7 protein-coding genes are annotated in these 13,694 nt (G+C 73.7%); 1 reads left to right on the forward strand and 6 read right to left on the reverse strand.

Annotation, left to right across the window (positions count from 1 at the left end):
- Positions 1-93 precede the first annotated feature (93 nt).
- Positions 94-1,869: a hypothetical protein gene (locus QMG73_RS06650; RefSeq protein ID WP_281893141.1), complete on the reverse strand. Its 1,776-nt coding sequence runs from the start codon at positions 1,867-1,869 to the stop codon at positions 94-96.
- A 279-nt stretch (positions 1,870-2,148) separates the two neighbouring features.
- Here QMG73_RS06650 and QMG73_RS06655 point away from each other — a divergent pair, with 279 nt between their 5' ends.
- Positions 2,149-3,126 (forward strand): esterase/lipase family protein, encoded by a 978-nt coding sequence (locus tag QMG73_RS06655; RefSeq protein ID WP_281893142.1) that lies wholly within the window; start codon positions 2,149-2,151, stop codon positions 3,124-3,126.
- 85 nt (positions 3,127-3,211) lie between these two features.
- On the opposite strand, the gene QMG73_RS06660 is transcribed toward QMG73_RS06655, so the two are convergent.
- From QMG73_RS06660 to QMG73_RS06680, 5 genes are all read right to left on the reverse strand, one after another.
- The gene (locus tag QMG73_RS06660) at positions 3,212-3,880 is read right to left on the reverse strand and encodes a cutinase family protein (RefSeq protein ID WP_281893143.1); all 669 of its coding nucleotides are present in this window, start codon (positions 3,878-3,880) and stop codon (positions 3,212-3,214) included.
- Between the two features lie 93 nt (positions 3,881-3,973).
- On the reverse strand, positions 3,974-5,326 hold the full coding sequence (locus tag QMG73_RS06665) for an MFS transporter (protein WP_281893144.1): 1,353 nt from the start codon (positions 5,324-5,326) through the stop codon (positions 3,974-3,976).
- Positions 5,327-5,336: 10 nt separating this feature from the next.
- Positions 5,337-6,458, reverse strand: a complete 1,122-nt coding sequence (locus QMG73_RS06670) for an acyltransferase family protein (RefSeq protein ID WP_281893145.1) — start codon at positions 6,456-6,458, stop codon at positions 5,337-5,339.
- Positions 6,455-7,789: a crotonyl-CoA carboxylase/reductase gene (gene ccrA / locus QMG73_RS06675; RefSeq protein WP_281893146.1), complete on the reverse strand. Its 1,335-nt coding sequence runs from the start codon at positions 7,787-7,789 to the stop codon at positions 6,455-6,457. Before ccrA ends, QMG73_RS06670 begins: the two co-directional genes overlap by 4 nt.
- A gap of 4 nt (positions 7,790-7,793) precedes the next feature.
- Positions 7,794-13,688, reverse strand: coding sequence for a type I polyketide synthase (locus QMG73_RS06680; RefSeq protein ID WP_281893147.1), 5,895 nt, complete (start codon positions 13,686-13,688; stop codon positions 7,794-7,796).
- Between the last annotated feature and the right edge of the window lie 6 nt (positions 13,689-13,694).

Here is a 13,694-nt window from a genome sequence, read left to right on the forward strand (position 1 = left end):
CGTCGAGGGCGGACCAGTCGGCGCTGTGCAGGGCCGCGCCTTGGTAGTCGTCGAGGATGGCAATCTTCACCAGACTTTTCTACAAGACGGCGGTCAGCCGCGAATGGCGAATTGGGCGAGGCGCGCCGATACCGGTTCGGGGCGGCCGTCGTTCTGCCGCGCGTCGGCGGTGAGCACGTCCAGGTGTTGGTACCCGGGTGCCACGACCGTCTCCCCCGACGGCGGCGGTGCGTTGGCGCCACGCAGCCCGTCGCCGGCCAGCAGCGTGATGGTCGGGTTCGCGGTGAGGCCGTCCTGGTGTATCGCGTTGCGGGAGATCTCGGTCGCGGCCGACTGCTGGATGTCGGTGACGAGTTTGGTCGGGAAGTAGTCCTCGGTGAAGTCAAGCGGCTGCTCGGCCATGCTGCGGGCGAGTTGCTGGATGTCGGTGACCTCCTTGCCCGCGGTCGTAAACGGTGTGCCGTCGCCGGCGTTGGGCACCGGCCCGTCGGTCGGCCCGAACTCGTCGTAGTTACGCCAGGCGTAGACCGGCCCGTTGGCCTCGTCGGGGATGGCGCGGGCCTCCTGGCCGAACATTCCGGCCAGCCCGGACAGGCCCGGGATCCCGGATACGTTGCGCGCCAACGGAAACTCCTTGTCGGCGATCCGTCCACCGGCAAAGAATCCGACGCTGGTCTGGAGGAACGCCAGCGGCTGCGAGTTGTCGTCCATCAACGCGCCCAGCGCCGCCTCGTTGCTCAGCTTGAACTCTCCCGCGGCTGGGCTGCCGGTGACGAAGGCGAGCAGGTTCTTCGACAGCAGCAGCCGCGTCGTCCCGTCGATGTTCAGGTTCGAGGGCAGGTCGGCGACCAATGTGGACTGTGCGTCGGGTGCAGCGAGCGCGGCCAGTCCCGCCAGAGCGAGCACGTTCATCGTCTCGGCGTTGATGACGGCGGGCGCGGAGAGCGTGCGCGGTACGGCGCCGCCGCGCAGGCCGGCCTGTACGACGGCGAAGCTGAGTCCCGGGTCAGGCATCATGCCGGTGGGCATCATCTGGCTGCCGGTGATGTCGGGCAGCGACGTGGAGATGGCGCTGTCGAGCGCGAAGTACCCGGCGCACTGGTTGAAGCCGGCGTCGGCGTCGGTCGCGGGGTTGCCGTCGAAGTCCCAGATGGCGAAGAAGCCGGTGAGTACGCCGCCGAGCGAGTGCCCGCCGCACATCACCTTCTCCTTGCGCAGCTCCTGGTCGGGCAGCTCCGCGGCGAGCAGGTCGAACTGGTCGCGCAGGGTCTGCTCCAGGCCCACGTGTTGCAGGAACTCCACCTGGTCGTTGCCGAGGTAACCGGCGAACTTCTGACCGTCGACCGCACCGCCGTTGTAGTAGTAGTCGAGCGCCACCTTGAAGCTGCGGGCGGCCGCCCCGGCGCGTACGCCGCGGTTGTCCTCCAGGCAGTTGGAGCGGCGGTCCAGCGCCCAGAACTCGATGTTCTGGCCGTCCTCCGCGGCTTTCGCGACGGTGTTGCGGGCCACCGCGTCGAACGCGCCGGCACCCTCCAGCACACCGGGCTGGGCGACCAGGATCCGGTCGGCCGACGCGGACTCCTCCGGTCCGTCCTCGTGCCGGTAACGCAGGTACGACAGCCAGTCGCATTCGGCCGGGCGGGCGCCGACGCCTTCGGGTAGCGGGAGTTTGACGCGTACCACCGTCTCCACGACGTCGGTCACCGGCGAGCCGGACGGTACGGACCGCTCCTCGCGTTCGGCGCTCGGGCCCGCGGCGCGCTCTCCCGGTCCGTCCGCGGACGCCACCGCCACACCAACACCCAAGGCCAGCAACGCGGCCGCGGCCGCCGCCGGCAGGGCCAGCCTTCGCGTACGGGTCATGCGCATGTCGCCCCTCCTTCCGGTGGCCACAAACGGGTGGTCGCCAGGTTGGGGCAGACGCTAACCGCGGCGCGGTGCGGCCCGGTACTCATGCCGCGCGAAGGGCGGGCGGTGACGTTGTCACCACGGTGCGCAGCCAATGCTCTACATCGGAACGTGCGCGGATGACAAAGCGCGCCACGGATGTTCGTGCTTTCCGCGTGACTCCCGCTCTCCGTTGACCTCGCCTGTCATCCGCAGCCGTACCCACGGTTGTCCGACAATCTCCTACCGACAGGAGGCAGGGTGTCCACGAAGGAGTACCACCTAGCGCGCCGCCGGGGGCGTGCCCTGCGCGCGGGGCTGATCGCGGTCGCCGCCGCGGCCGTCCTCGGCGGCGGGCTCGCGGTGGCGAACGCAGGCAGTTCCGGCGCTGGCGGTTCCGGTACCGGGCAAGGCGCGGCCGGTGAAGGCGCGGCGGGCATGGGTGAGGCCGGTGCCGCCGAGCAGGGCGCGATCGCCGCGGCACAGGCGCTCGCCAGCGCCGGCCTCGAAGGCGCCAACGACTTCGAGTGCGTGGCAAGCCCCGCGATACCGGAGGACGCCGAGGACCCCGAACCGGTGATCCTGGTCCACGACACCTTCCGCGACGGCGCGTCGAACTTCGCGGCCCTCGCGCCCGAGATCGCCGGCGCCGGCCTGTGCGTCTTCGCGCTCGACTACGGCGAGAACGGCACCGCGCCCCTCGCCGACAGCGCGACCCAGCTACAGACCTTCGTTGCCGGTGTACTGGAAGCGACCGGCGCGTCCAAAGTAGACCTGGTCGGCCACGGTCAGGGCGGCCTGCTCCCCCGGGTACTGGTCGGCCCGCTCGGCCTCGCCGAACAGGTCGACGACATCGTCGCCATCGCGCCCGCGACGCGCGGCACCGACACGCCCCTGGAAGACCCGAACTTCGCGGAGTGCGCGGCGTGCGCCGATCTCGCGCCGGACTCGGAGTTCCTGACCCAGCTCAACGCCAACGGCGACGTCGTGCCCGGCCCGGCGTACACCGTGCCGTGGTCGATCGCGGACGACGTCATCACGCCGCCGGACAGCCAGACGCTCAAGGGCGGCGAGCCGGAGCAGGTCAACAACGAACGCATGGAGTTCGCGTGCCTGGGCCGGCTCGACTTCGACCACGCCCTGGACCAGGAGCTCGCGGTCGCTGACATCGTGCTCAGCGCCGTGCAGCGCGAAGGGCCGTCGGATCCGGGCCTGGCATTCCGCCCGGCCCGGTGCTGAGGATCCATAAAGGACACATTGTCGTCTAAAGGAACCGTTGTCGTCGCCGGCACCCTACTGCCGGCGGCGACAACTTTTTGCGTACCTACTGGAGCTTCTCCACCGCGAAGTCGGCGGCCTCGCCGGCGTTGCCGCGGTAGCTCAGGTGCGCTATCACGCTGGCGCCGTCCGGGTCGCAGATCACGTCGCCGTTGGCGCAGACGTCCAGGGTCCGGTCGGCGAGCTCGCCCTCGATGCCGCCGCCCTGCTTGCGCAGCGGGTACCCGAACACCAGTACCGCCGCCACCTGCGGCTGGATCTCCGCTGGGATGGTGGCCACGACCGGGGCGCCGACGAGGGCGTTCTCGGAGCTGGTGCCGAGCGAGTTGCCCACCACGTTGGCGCCCTGGGAGTACCCGACGAGCACGAACCGCTGGCCGGCGCACTCCTGCGCCTGCGCGGTCACGTGGTCGACGAGCGCCCGGTTGCCCTCGGCGGGCGAGTTGGGGTTCAGGCTCGCGGGGTAGTCGACGGCGTGGCTCGTCACGTTACCGCCGGCCAGCCGGCCCTGTATCGCGTCGAAGACCGGGTCGCCGACGATGAGCCCGAGGCCGCCGGGTTCGTTGGTACCCCTGGCGACGACGACCTCGACGTCGGAACACTCCGCGGCGGACGCCATCGGCACGGTCACGACGGCGATGCCGCCGGCGGCCGCCAGCGACGCGGCGAGCAGGGCACCGGTACGCCACCGGCCGCCCGGGATTCGGGAGCGCATGACAGATCACCTCAGTTTCGTTGGTCGGTGCGCTTCGGACGGCCTGAAGCTAATAAGCACCGATTCAAGGTGATATAACGCTGGATGCTCGTATTAGTCGCGAATACTGTCACGGTGATGCGCGTACGACGGCAGGGTCTTCACGCTGAGCAGCGCGCCGGCGAGCACCAGCGCGGCCGCCATCAGGAGGCCGTACGCGTATCCCCGCCCGACGTCGGCGCCGGCGCCGACCACCACGCCGACACCGGCGATCCCGAGCACCCCGGAGACCTCCCGCGCCACGCCGAAGACGCCCGCCGCGACGCCCGCCCGGTCGGCCGGCACCGCACCGAGCACGCACGCGCCCAGCGGTACCGTCAGCGCCGAACCGAAGCCGATCACCGCGAGCGCCGCGAGCAGCGTCGCCGTCGTGCCACCGGCGGCGACCGCGGTCATGCCGGCGGCGACCAGCACGAGGCCGGCGGCGACCGTGCGCCCGGCGCCGAACCGGGTCACTAAGGCGGGGGTGAGCGGCGCGCCGGCCGCCACGGCGACGGCGAGGGGCAGGAACGCGAGCCCCGCGCCGGTCGGCGTGAACCCGCGCACGCCCTGCAGGTAGACGGCGGTGTAGAAGTAGACCCCGTTGACGCCGAGCCCCCACAGGATCTGCACGGCGATCCCGCCGGAGAAGGCCCGCACCGCGAACAACCGCACGTCGACGAGCGCCGCGACCGCCCGCCTTTCCACGGGCGCGAACGCCAGGGCGGCTCCGATGGCGACAGCACCCGCGCCGAGCACCGGCCCGTCGGTGAACCCATGCGCCGTCCCCGCGATGAGCGCGTAGGTGGCGGCCGTCAGGGCGAGACTGCCCGTGACGAGCCCACCCCAGTCAAGTCCCGCCGTACCCGGCGTCTCGCCTCGACACCCGCGTGTCCGGCGGACCAGGAACCATGCCAGGGCGCCCACCGGGACGTTCAGCAGGAAGATCCAGGGCCGCGCCGCGTGTTCGGCGAGCACGCCGCCCAGTGACGGGCCCAGCGCGAGGCCGACCGCGCCGGCGCCGGTCCAGATCGCGATGCAGCGGACGCGTTCGCGCTCCTCCCGCGTCGCGACGATGGCCAGGGACGCGGGTACCACCAGCGCGGCTCCGGCGCCCTGCACGGCGCGGGCGGCGATGAGGGTACCCGCACCGCCGGCCGCCGCGGCGAGGGCGGACGCGATGGTGAAGACCCACAGGCCGTGGCGGAGCACCCGGTGCGGCCCGTAGCCGTCGGCGAGGCGCCCACCGGCCAGCAGCAGCCCGGCGAAGGTGATCAGGTACGCGGTCGCGACCCACTCCAATGTGGTCAGTGGGATGCCGAGGTCGCGGGCGATCGACGGGGCGGCCGCCGTGACGACGGTGTTGTCGAGCATGGTGATGAACGCGGTCAGCCCCACCACCACGCGGATCGTCCAGCGCCGATCCACCCCAACCCCCTCAGGCGGTCACCGCGGCGGCCGGTCGCGGCACCCGGCGCGGCTCGCTCCAGCGGCGGATCGCGGGCCGCTCGACGTACCGGGCGAGCAGCCAGCTCAACGCGACGGTCGCCGCCAGTGCGGCGAGCAGGAACGCGATCGCGCCGGGCGGCGACCACTTCCCGCTGCCGAGCGCCATATGTCCATAGTGGAGCACTGGCCAGTGCAGCAGGTAGAACGGGAAGGTCAGGTCGCCGAGGCGCACCATGGTGGGGCTGTTCATCCAGCACCGCCGGCCGGCGACGTCGAACGCGGCGGCGGCACCGAGGAGCAGCACGAGAGGCGCCACGAACGGGCCGACGAAGTTGAACGGTACCGGCAGCGGCAGCGCCACCGCCCAGCAGGCGAAGAGAAGCCCGAACATGGCTCGCGGCCGCATCGACGGCAGCCGCCCCTCCGCCACGATCCGGGCCAGCACGATGCCGATGACGAAGTCGAGCACCCGCACCGGCGGGAAGAACACCGCGAACCAGAACCGGTAGAACGGCACCGGAAAGTCGAACAGCGTCGGCTCGTACGGCAGCAGCAGCGAGATGAACGGAAGGCTCGCGATGGCGGCGCCGAGCCCCGCGACCCACCACCACAGCCGCTCGGGCCGGATGAGCGCGACAAGCCGCAGCAGCCACGGGAACATCAGGTAGAACAGCAGCTCGCAGGAGAGCGACCAGGTGGGCCCGTTGACCGCAGACAGTACCGGCACGCTGGGCACCCACGCCTGCACGAGGATCAGGCTGGGCAGTACCTCGCTGGCGGTGATCGCCGCGCCCGTGGCGGCCATCAGGACCAGGCAGGCGGCGAAGACGACCAGGTGGTTGGGGAAGATCTTCAGCATGCGGCGGCGGTAGAACCGGCCGGTACGGTCGCCGGGTCGGGCTGACCACGCGAGGACGAAACCGCTGAGCATGAAGAACAGGCTCAGCGCCGCCTCGCCAAGGCCCGCGGTCAGCCCGACGATCAGGAAGTTGACGGTGCCGTTGGCGAAGACGCCCTGCATCCCCGCGTGACCGACGAAGACCAGCAGCGCCGGCAGCACCCGCATCCCGGCAAGCATCGGCAACCGGTCCCGCTGGACGGCGGGGCTCATGCCGGTACGCCCGCCGAGCGGAACAGTTCGAGGCGGTCCTCGCCTACCGCGGCGCGGGCCGCCGGGTCGTCGACGCCGAGCCCGTCGGCCGGTGCGAGGCAGCGCACCCCGACCTTGCCGACGTGGCTTCCCAACTGGACGGTGCGGGTCGCTTCGGCGGCCTCGGCCAGCGGGTACACGCGGGACAGGGTGGGCACCACCACGCCCAGCCGGATCAGCCGGTTGACCTCGGCGGCCTCCTGGTAGTTGGCGCCGTGGCTGCCGACGATCCGCTTGAGCCGCATCCACAGGTACCGGTTGTCGTACTGGTGGGCGTACCCGCTGCTGGAGCCGCAGGTGACGACCGTGCCGCCGGTACGCGCCACGTACACCGACGCGCCGAACGTCTCCTGTCCGGTGTACTCGAAGACAACATGCGGGTCCTCCCCCACCTGCCGGCGCACCTCCTCGCCGAGCGCGCGCCACACCTTCGGGTCGCGCAGTCCGTCGGGGCTCGGCGGAAGCGACTCGCGGTTCACCACGCGCGAGCAGCCGAGCCGGTGCAGCAGGTCCACCTTGGACTCCGAGCTGACCACGCCGACGGGTATGCCACCGGCGGCGAGGACGAGCTGGACGGCGTACCCGCCGAGGCCGCCGGTGGCGCCCCAGACGAGTACCACGTCGCCGAGCCGCATCCCCGACCCGAGCGGGCTGATCAGCATCCGGTACGCCGTGGCGGCGCACAGCGTGTTGCAGGCCGCCTCCTCCCACGTCAGGTGGGGCGGCTTGGGCAGCAGCTGGGTGGACTTGACGACGGCGAAGTCGGCGAGCCCGCCGAAGTTCGTCTCGTAACCCCAGGCCCGCTGGTCGCCGGTCATCGAGTCGCTGTGCACGGCCGGGTCCTCGGCGTCCACCTGGGCCGGTGTGACGACGACCCGGTCGCCGACCGCCCAGCGGCTCACCGCCGCGCCGACCCGGACCACCACTCCGGAGGCGTCGGACCCGATCACGTGCCAGGGCTGGTCGTGCCGCGCACCCCAGCGGCTCTGGCGGGCCATGCGGCCGAGGAACGCGAACGTGGGCACCGGGTGGAAGGTGGCCGACCACACCGTGTTGAAGTTGATGCTGGAGGCCATCACGGCGACGAGCACCTCATCCGGTGCCAGCGCGGGCATGTCGACCGGTCCGATGTGGATGCTCCTGCGGACGTCCAGGTTGGACTCGCCGGCGAACGCCTCGGCGTCGGCGCGCAGCAGGTGCGCCGCCCGGTACGACGCGGGCACCGGGCAGGCCAGCAGGTCCTCCGGAGACGCGCCGGCGACCACGGCTTCGGCAAGCTCGGATGCGGGCATAAGGTCACTCCTTTCCCGGTAGGACGGTCGCGCTGAGTAGCGCGGTGAGGTCGGCCGCCACGGCGTCGACGGCGGGCGGGTCGAGCACGTTGAGGTGGTGGGCGGTCACCGGTACGACCCGCAGGTCGGTGCACCAGCGGCCAAAGCCCCGATCGAGGTCGGTGTGCTCGTAGCGCGGATCGCGGACATTCCACGGGGTTGCCTCGGTGCATCGGTACAGCACGACCGGGCCGGTGTACTCGCCCGGCTCGTAGCGATCCAGGGCTCGGGTGTCGCGATGCGAGGTGATCTGGTGCCGCATGATCGCCTCGGGCAGGCGCGCGCTCAGCCCGCTGTCCGCGAGCCGGGCCAGCACCAGGTCGAACTGGCCGTCCTCGGGCAGCTCGCGCAGCTCCTCGGCGCTCAGGTGCACCTGTATGCCGTACGTCTGGCGCAGGTAGGCCCCGAACCCGACGAACCGCCGCACGAGCAGTTCGGTGTCGCGGCGCCGGGAGACCGGCAGCGGCAGGCCCGCGTCGATGAGGCCGAGCAGCTCGACGCGCTCGCCCGCCGCCGTGAGCTGGCGGGCCATCTCGAAGGCGAGCACGCCGCCGAACGACCAGCCCCCGAGCCGGTACGGCCCGGCCGGTTGCGTTCCGGCGAGCAGCTCCAGGTACCGGGCGGCTCGCTCCTCGACCGGTCCCACGTCGTCGAGCCGCTCCAGGCCGTAGCACGGCTGGTCCGGGCCGAGCAGGTCCACGAGCTGGCGGTACACGACGGTGGTGCCGCCGGCGGGGTGTGCCAGGAAGAGCGGGGGCGCGCCCGCGGTGCCCGGGCGCAGCTCGCGCACCAGGCCACGGCGCACCTCGGCCTCGTCGGCGGCGCGCAGCGGTGCGGCCAACCGCTCGGCGGTCGGTGCGGCGGCGAGCACCACCGCACCGACATCCACCCCGGTGCGCTGGCGGAGCAATGCGGTCACGCGGGCGAGAGCATCCGGTGGGGCGATCCGATCCAACCGGTCGGTGACCCCGCAGGGCACGGGTCCGAGCACCTCGCGGACAACGTGGAGTACCAGGCGCTCGGCCGCGTCCCGGCCCTCGACGGCCGTCTCGGGGAGAGTCACGTGCGCGCCGTTGATCACCTGAGCGCCGTTGGTCCTTATGCCGAGCTCAGCGGCCACCGACCGCTCCAGGTCGCCGAGGGTAACTCCGCGTACCAGGACCGCGGTCGGCACGGCGACGCCGAAGTCGCGCTCCACCAGGTTCTTGATGCGGATGGCGGCCAGCGAGTCGAGTCCGAGGTCGGCCAGCGGAGTGTCGCGGCCGGGCGGCCCGCTGGCGCCCAATACTGCCGCGATCCGGGCGCCGATCTGGTCGCCGACGAGGCGGACCGCCTGCCGGGAAGGGAGGTTGCGGAGCCGGTCCGGCGTTGGGACCTCGTCCGGCCCGCCACGCGCGGGCAGGTCGGCACCGGCCGGCCCCGCAACCTCCGCCGAGCCGGCCGCGGCTACGGGGGTCGCCGCGGCCAGCAGGTCGGTGAAGAACGGCAGGCGGGCGATCTCCGGGAAGGCCGCCGCGGCCGCCGCGATGTCGAGGGGCACGACGCCGGTCGCGCCCGGCTCGCGGGACAGCAGCTCTTCCAGGGCGGCGACCGCGCCGTCCGGCTCGATCGCGCGGAGCCCGGGCATCCGCACGGCCGCCGCGCCACCCACCCGTGCCCACGCTCCATAGTGGAGTGCGATCGCGGGGATGCCGTTGTCGCGCTGCCACGCGGCGAACCCGTCGAGCCAGGCGTTGGCGCCCGCGTACACCGACTGGCCGGGTGAGCCCAGCAGCGCCGCCGCTGACGACAGCGACACCCACCAGTCCAGCTCGCCGGCGGCGCCAGCGGCTCGCACGGCGGCGTCCAACCGCCAGGCGCCGCTCGCCTTCGGGCTCCACACGCGGGACACGTCCGGCGCCCGGACGTCGGTGACGAGGCCATCGACGAGTACGCCGGCGCCGTGCACCACGCCGGCCAGCCGGAGGCCACCGGTGCGCGCGGCCGCGACGGCGGCTTCGGCGGCGCCGGGCGCGGCCAGGTCGCCGCAGACCACGCGCACGTCGGCGCCCAGCGCGCGCAGCTCGGCAAGCTCGCCGTGGCTGGCTCGGGGCGGGCCGTGCCGGCCGGTCAGGACCAGCCGCGCGGCGCCCCGCTCGGCAAGCCACCGCGCGACGCGCAGGCCGACGCCGCGGTAACCGCCGGTCAGCAGGTACGCGGCGCCGGGGCGCACCACGGGGGCGGGACGGCGGGGTGGCGCGGCGGCGGCGCGCAGGCGCGCGGCGTACCGTTGCCCCGCACGCCACGCCACCTCGTCGTCGGCGGCGTCCGCGGCCAGTTCGGCGCGCAACGCCGCCGCCTGTTCGCCGGGTTCGTCCGCCGGGTCCAGGTCGAGCCAGGTGGCCCGCAGCCGCGGCTGTTCGATGGCCAGCGATCGCACGGCGCCGCGCACCCAGGCGAGGTCGGCGTGGCCGGCGGCGCCGGTGGGCAGCGTCGCCGCGCCCCGGGTCACCAGCCACAGCCGGCGCGCGCCGCCGTTCAGCGCGGCGTTCGCGGCGCGGGTGACGTCGAACGCCAGCGCCTCGGCGGCGGCCGGATCCGGCGCGTCACCGCCGGCCGGCAGCACCACGACGGCGTCCGCGCCGCGCGCGACAGCCTCGACCGGCCCGCCGGCCGCCCGCACCAGCGGGTCGTCGGGCGCGCCCCGAAGCGCGACCGCTACCAAGGCCTCGCGCGAGCGGGCAGGACCAGGCGCGCCGCCGGGGTCGACCACCACAGCGAAGTGGTCGTCGCCCGGCGGCGCGCCCTCCACCGGCGGATCGGCCACGCGGGCCGGTTCGGCGCCGTCGGCAGCCGCCGCGAACAGGTGCACCGGCCCGGGAACGGCGGGTGCGGGCACACTGGCGGGCAAGGGCTGGCGAGCGGGCGCCGCGTCGCCGGTAGGCGCGGAGGTCTCGGTGCCGGCTGGCAACGCTGTCTCCGCCCAGGTGAGGCCGAGCAGGCCGCGCAGTGCGGGCGGCGCGTCGTTGCCGGCCTTGTCGTACCAGTGCCGGCGGCGGTGCCAGGGCGCCGCCGGCAGATCGAGGACCACCCCGCGCGCCAACGGCTGGGCGGGGAGCCCGTGGGCGTACACAGTGGCCAGTTGGCGCGCGAACGAGAGTGCGCCGCCGTCGCGGCGCAGCGTGCCGATCACCAGCGCGTCCGGGATGCCGCGGGCCTCGAGCGTCGCGCGCACCGGGCGCACCAGCACCGGATGCGGCGAGATTTCCAGGAAGAAACGGTGGCCGTCGCTGGCCGCGGCGGCGATGGCGCGCGCCAGGTGTACGGGGCGGCGCAGGTTCGCGGTCCAGTATGGCGCGGACAGCGGCGGCACGGCGCGCGGGTCGTCGACGACGGTGCTGTAGAAGGGAATGGCGGGCCGGACCGGCCGCAGGTCGGCGAGCGCCTCCGCGAGCGGCGGCAGCAGCGGGTCGACGGCCGGCGAGTGGCCGGCGCCCTCGGTGGTGAGCGTGCGCGCCATCCGCGCCTCGGCGGCGACCCGCGCGGCGAGCGCCTGTACGTCGATCGGGTCACCGGTCACGACGATCTGCTGTGGACTGGACACCACCGCGATGTGCACATTGGACAGATCGGCGGCGAACGCGTCGAACTCGTCCTCGCCGATGCCGAGCACCGACATCGCGCCGGGCCCGAGCCGCGCGAGCAGCTCGGCGCGGCGGGCGATGACGCGCATCCCGCTGGCCGGCGTCAGCGCGCCGGACACCACCGCGGCGGCCACCTCGCCCATGGAGTGGCCGATGACGGCGGCGGGCGTGGCGCCGTACGAACGCCACAGCGCGGCGAGCGCCACCTGGAGGCCGAACGTCAACGGCTGCGCCAGTATCGCGGTGTGCGCGTCATCGCTGGTCAGGCCGGCGCGCAGGCTGGTGCCCGTCTCGGCTTCGAAGGCCGGCTCCAGCTCGTCCACGGCATCCGCGAACGCGCGCTCGCGGGCGAGCAGGTCGCGGCCCATCGCCGGCCAGTGACCGCCGTAGCCGGAGAACACCCACACGCCGCCGCCGGCAGCCCGTCCGTCGTTGCCGGTGACGGCGTGTGGGTGCGGCTCGCCCGCCGCGACGGCGCTCAGGCCGGCGCGCAGCGTGTCGCGGTCGGCCGCTACGACCACCGCCCGGGCCGGGCCGCGCGCGCCGCGGCGGGCGAGCGTCGTGGCCACGTCGGCCGGTGTACCGGCGGGCAGGTCGCGGGCCAGCGCACGGGCGGCCGCCCGGACCCGCGCCTCGGACAGGTCGGTGACGACGCAGTAGGCGGTGCCGCCCTGGGGTTCGCTCGGCACGCCCGCCGGTGCCGCTTCGAGCACGACGTGGGCGTTGGTGCCGCCGAACCCGAACGCGGAAACGCCGGCGCGGGCCGGCCGTCCCCGCCTGGCGAGCGGCTGCGGCACCGTCGGCACCCGCAGACCCCAGTCGGTGAACGGGATGTGCGGGCTCGGCTGTTCGAAGTGGAGGCTGGGCGGTACCAGGCCGTGGCGCAGCACCAGAGCCGCCTTGATGACACCGGCGACGCCCGCCGCGGCCTCCAGGTGGCCGAGGTTCGACTTGATGGAGCCGATCAGCAGCGGGTCGCCCGGTCGCCTGCCGGCACCGCACACCGCGCCGAGCGCGCCGGCCTCGATCGGGTCGCCCAGTGGGGTTCCGGTGCCGTGGGCCTCCACATAGTCCACCGCCGACGGGTCCAGGCCGGCGTCGGCGTACGCCTCGCGCAGCACCTGCTCCTGCGCCTTCGGGTTCGGCGCGACCAGGGCACCGGAGCGCCCGTCCGAGTTGACCGCCGAGCCACGGATGAGTGCGAGCACCCGGTCGCCGTCGCGCTCCGCGTCGGACAGTCGCTTGAGGACGATCATCCCGCAGCCCTCGGCACGCACGATCCCCTCGGCGGCGGCGTCGAACGGCCGGCAGCGGCCGCCCGGTGCCAGCCCGCCGCCCTGTCCGAACGCGACGGTCAGCGCCGGCAACAGCAGCAGGTTCACGCCGCCGACGAGCGCGCAGTCGGTCTCGCCGGAGCGCAGGCTGCGTACGGCCAGGTGGGTGGCGACCAGCGACGACGAGCACGCCGAGTCGACCGCCATGCTGGGGCCGCGCAGGTCGAGCAGGTACGACAGCCGGTTGGCGGCGATCGACAGCGCGCCGCCGGTGGCCGTCCAGCCCTCCACCGCCTCCAGCGTGGCGGTGGTCAAGTGGGCGTACTCGCTGGCGCAGATGCCGACGTACACGCCCGTGCGGGTACCGGCAAGGCGCCCCGGGGCGATCGCCGCGTGCTGCAACGCCTCCCAGGTGACCTCCAGCAGCAGCCGCTGCTGCGGATCCATCAGCCGCGCCTCGCCGGCGGTGATGCCGAAGAACTCAGCGTCGAATCCGGCCACGTCGTCGAGGAAGCCGCCCCACCGGGCCGCGCCGCCCGTACTCCGCCCTGCGGCGCGGAACGCGTGCCAGCGCTCCGGCGGTACCGCGCCGATGGCGTCGCGGCCCTCGGTGAGCAGCCGCCACAGCGCGTCGGGATGGTCGGCGCCACCGGGGAACCGGCAGCCGATGCCGACGATCGCGACGGCCTCGCCGGCGGCCCGGTCCGCGACCGCGACGGCGGGCGCGGCCTCTTCCGCCGCGGCTGAGGATAGGGCGAGCGCGAGCGCGTTGATGGTCGGGTGCTCCCAGACCAGCGTCGGCGGCAACGGCCGCCCGACGCGCTCCTCCAGGATGCCGGCCATTTCCACGGCGTCCACAGACGACAGTCCGAACTCGAACAGCGGCCGGTCGTGGTCGAGGTCGGCGACCGGGCGCTGGCACCGGTCGGCGACCAGCTCGGCGAGGACGGTGACTAGCTCCATGGCGGG

The organism is Phytohabitans aurantiacus (assembly GCF_027923225.1).
GTDB classification, from domain to species: domain Bacteria; phylum Actinomycetota; class Actinomycetes; order Mycobacteriales; family Micromonosporaceae; genus Phytohabitans; species Phytohabitans aurantiacus.

Excerpts from the sequence above, each read along its gene's own strand:
- QMG73_RS06680 (WP_281893147.1), bottom strand. The coding sequence starts at position 13,688 with ATGGAGCTAGTCACCGTCCTCGCCGAGCTGGTCGCCGACCGGTGCCAG.
- QMG73_RS06660 (WP_281893143.1), bottom strand. The coding sequence starts at position 3,880 with ATGCGCTCCCGAATCCCGGGCGGCCGGTGGCGTACCGGTGCCCTGCTC.
- QMG73_RS06670 (WP_281893145.1), bottom strand. The coding sequence starts at position 6,458 with ATGAGCCCCGCCGTCCAGCGGGACCGGTTGCCGATGCTTGCCGGGATG.
- ccrA (WP_281893146.1), bottom strand. The coding sequence starts at position 7,789 with ATGCCCGCATCCGAGCTTGCCGAAGCCGTGGTCGCCGGCGCGTCTCCG.
- QMG73_RS06650 (WP_281893141.1), bottom strand. The coding sequence starts at position 1,869 with ATGCGCATGACCCGTACGCGAAGGCTGGCCCTGCCGGCGGCGGCCGCG.